The 3,485-nt window shown below is 70.4% G+C and carries 1 protein-coding gene; it reads left to right on the top strand.

Translation table 11 applies throughout. The features are described from left to right. Positions 1-3,485 (top strand): condensation domain-containing protein (locus tag LX83_RS22910; RefSeq protein WP_253774737.1); only part of this gene is annotated, 3,485 nt, incomplete at both ends.

The following is a 3,485-nucleotide window of genomic DNA, read 5'->3' as shown; positions in this document are numbered from 1 at the left end:
GAGCGGATGTACCGGACGGGTGATCTGGCCCGGTGGAATCCGGACGGGAACCTGGAGTACGTGGGCCGGGCCGACCAGCAGGTGAAGATCCGTGGCTTCCGGATCGAACTCGGCGAGATCGAGGCTGTCCTGACCGCGCACCCGGACGTGCACCAGGCCGCCGTCATCGTCCGCGAGGACACACCCGGCGACCGCCGACTCGTCGCCTACGCGGTCACGCCCACCGACGGCCAGCAGCTGCGCGCGTACCTCACCACCCGACTCCCCGCACACATGGTACCCGCCGCGATCGTGGTGCTCGGCGCGTTGCCCTTGACCGGCAACGGGAAGCTGGACCGCGCGGCACTGCCCCCACCGGTGGTGACCTCGCCGGCCACCGCGGCCGAACCGAGAAACGAACGCGAGGCGCTGTTGTGCGGTCTGTTCGCCGACGTGCTCGGGGTGGCTCGGGTGGGCGTCGACGACGACTTCTTCGCACTCGGCGGTGACAGCATCATCGCGGTCCAACTGGTGAGCCGAGCCAGAGCGGCCGGTCTGCTGATCACCCCCCGCACGGTGTTCGGCCAGCGGACACCGGCGGCGATCGCGGCGCACGCGCACGACAACGCGGAATCCACCGCGGACGAACCGGATGCCGCGATCGGTGCGTTCCCGTTGACCCCGATCATGCGCTGGCTCACCGAACGCGGTGGCGGTGTGCAGGGCTTCTGCCAGTGGATGTCCGTTGAACTCCCGGTCGGACTCGACGGACACCACCTGGCCGAGGCGGTTCAGGCGCTGCTCGATCACCACGACGCGCTGCGGATGCGGGTCCGCCGCGTGGACGGTGACTGGCTGGCCGAGATCCTGCCACGCGAGCGGATACGGGCGGAGGAGGTGATCGACCGGATCGACGTCGCCTGGCTCGGCGGTGCGGCGGTGCCCGAAGCCGTGGTGGGCGAGCAGGTGACCGCACAGCAGGCTCGCCTGTGCCCGGAGGCCGCAGCCGTGGTCCGCGTCGCGTGGTTCGACCGCGGACCCGGTGAGCCTGGCACGGCGCTGCTCGTGCTGCACCACTGCGTTGTCGACGGGGTGTCCTGGCGCATTCTGCTGCCCGACCTGCTCGCCGCGTGTGCCTCGCTGCGGGCGGGCGGCACACCACGGCTGGCGCCGGTTGGCACGTCGTTCCGCTCCTGGGCGCTGCGGCTGCGGCCCCGACCAGCTGAGATTCCACTGTGGACCCGGATGTTGACCGCACCCGACCCGCTGGTGGGTGCTCGACCGCTCGACCCCGCCGTGGACGTGATGGGCAGGGTTCGGCAACTCACCCTGGAACTGCCGCCCGAGCCAACCGAAGCCCTGCTGACCGTGGTACCTGCCGCTTTCCACGGCCGGATCAACGACGTGCTGCTGACCGCGTTGGCCCTGGCCGTCTCCGGCTGGCGCGGTCGACGCGGCCACGCCGAGGACGCCCCGGTGCTCGTCGACGTGGAGGGGCACGGCCGGGAGGAGGACGTGGTCGCGGGCGCTGACCTGACCCGGACCGTTGGCTGGTTCACCAGCATCTTCCCGCTCGCACTCGATCCAGGCACCACCTGGAGCGAGGTCCAGGACAACGGACCGGCCATCGGGCGGGCCCTGAAGCGGGTGAAGGAGCAGTTGCGGTCCGTGCCAGACAACGGAGTCGGGTACGGCTTGCTGCGGTATCTCGACCCGGACACCGGCGCGGAACTGGCCGGACATCCCGCGCCCCAACTCGGCTTCAACTACCTCGGTCGCTTCGGCGGCCCCGGTGCCGGTGGTCTTGGCGCGGCAACGGACCCGGCGATGCCGGTCGCGCACGCGGTGGAACTCAACGCGTTCACCCGGGACGACACCGGCGGACCACGACTGGTGGCGAACTGGTCCTGGCCCGATTCCCTGCTGGCCGAGCACGACGTCCAGGAACTGGCCGACAACTGGTTCCAGGCGCTGCGGTTGCTCGTCGAGCACGCCACCCGACCAGGCGTGGGCGGACACACCCCCTCGGACTTCCCACTGGTCTCGGTCAGCCAACGGGAGATCGACCGGTGGGCGGTGGACCGGCCGTGGCTGGCGGACGTGTGGCCGCTGACCCCGCTGCAACAGGGGTTGCTGTTCCACTCCTCGTACGATCGCCTGGCAGCCGATGTCTACCTCGTGCAACTGTCAGTCGAGCTGCACGGGCAGGTGGACGGCGAGGCGCTGCGCGCCGCCGCCACCGGGCTGCTCGCCGGACACGAGAACCTGCGAGTCGGATTCGTGCACCGCGAGTCGGCCGAACCGGTGCAGATCCTCCACAGCGGACTTCAGCCGCCGTGGCGTGACGTCGACCTGTCCGGCGCCGTGGACGTCGAGGCGGAGCTGGACCGCCTGCTGTCCGATGACCGGGAACAGCGCTTTGACCTGGCAACTCCGCCGCTGCTCCGATTCATCCTGGTCCACCTCGACCAGGACCGGCACCTGCTGGTCTTCACCCACCACCACATCCTGCTCGACGGCTGGTCGGTTCCGTTGCTGGTCGGTGAGTTGCTATCGCGCTACGAATCGCCTGACGACCGGTTCCAACCACCCCGGGCGCGGCCGTACCGGGACTACCTGGCGTGGCTCGCCGGACGTGACCGGGCCGCCGCCGAGGCCGCCTGGCGCCAGGCACTGTCCGATGTCGACGGTCCAACCCTGGTCGCCCCGGAACGCGTCGGTGTGCAGGCCGTCCGGCCGGAGCACGTCAACACCGAACTCTCCGAAGAGTTGACCACGGCACTCACCGAGTGGGCGCGTTCCCAGGGCCTGACGTTGAACACCGTGGTCCAGGGGGCGTGGGCGGTGTTGCTTGGCCGGCTGACCGGTCGGGACGACGTGGTCTTCGGGACGACGGTCTCGGGCCGGTCCCCAGAACTGACCGGTGTCGAGAGCGTGGTCGGACTGCTGATCAACACGGTTCCGGTGCGGGTGCGGCTGCGGCCGGGCGAACCACTGTCAGCGATGTTCGCCCGGGTGCAGGACGAGCAGTCGCGGTTGATCGCGCACCACCACCTCGGACTGGTCGACGTGCAGCGGGTGGCCGGGATCGGCGAGTTGTTCGACACGCTGACCGTGTTCGAGAACTACCCGCTCGACCTCGGCAGCCACCAGTCTCCGACCAGCGCGCTCCGGATCGGACGGTTGACGGGGTCGGACGCGCCGCACTACCCGCTCACCCTCGTCGCGGTTCCCGGCCCGCGGTTGCGGCTCCGGCTGAGCTATCGCCCTGACGTGTTCGACCAGGAACAGGCCCGGTCCCTGGTGACCAGGATGGTCGCGCTGCTGCGGGCGGCAGTGGCCGATCCGGATCAGCCGGTTGCCAGACTGGACCGCCCTGCGCCACTCCCCGGTGCCTCCGCCGTCGAGCCCGGGCGGGTTGTGGGGACGTTGCCGGGGTTGTTCGAGGAGCGGGTGGGGTTGGTGGCTGGGGCGGTCGCGGTGTCGGGTGGTGGGGTGGTGGTGTC

This window comes from Goodfellowiella coeruleoviolacea, from assembly GCF_024171785.1.
Classification (GTDB): domain Bacteria; phylum Actinomycetota; class Actinomycetes; order Mycobacteriales; family Pseudonocardiaceae; genus Goodfellowiella; species Goodfellowiella coeruleoviolacea.
This window is presented reverse-complemented; position numbering and strand designations above follow the sequence as displayed.